General features: G+C 74.9%; 1 protein-coding gene. It reads right to left on the bottom strand.

Features of this window, described 5'->3' with window-relative positions; translation table 11 throughout:
• On the bottom strand, positions 1 to 462 hold a 462-nt coding region (locus tag D7Y13_RS42545), incomplete at both ends, for a penicillin acylase family protein (protein WP_147452693.1).

Raw genomic sequence — 462 nt, 5'->3', positions numbered from 1 at the left:
CTGTCCGGGTGGCCGGATTGGCCGGGGGCGTTGACGAACAGCCCGGCATCCCAGTCGCCGACGTCGAGCACCATCCGGAACGAGGCGCCGTGCGTCATCCGGAAGGTCTCGGGATCGTACTCGGCATGCATCACGCAGGCCCCCGAACCGCCCATCGGCAAAGGCGCGATGTCGGGTCCGGCAAAACCCGTCGCGGCGAGCGGGTGCGTGAACCGGGCGTGGTGCAGGCGGCCCCAGGCCCAGATCGCGGGATCGGGGCCGAGGCGGGCGGCGCAATCCCGCCACGCCGCCGCCAGCGTCCGCGCCACCAGGGCGTCGCGCTCGGCCCGGTCGAGGGGCGGGCGCGGGTTTTCCAGGCGGTCGAGCAGGGACTGCGCGTCGCCCGGCGGCAGCAGGCGGCGGGTGTCCGGGTCGGAGACGAGGGCCTGCAGCAGGGCCGGGCGCAGGTGGTGCACCCAGAAC

The organism is Corallococcus praedator, assembly GCF_003612125.1.
Lineage (GTDB): Bacteria > Myxococcota > Myxococcia > Myxococcales > Myxococcaceae > Corallococcus > Corallococcus praedator.
This window is presented reverse-complemented; position numbering and strand designations above follow the sequence as displayed.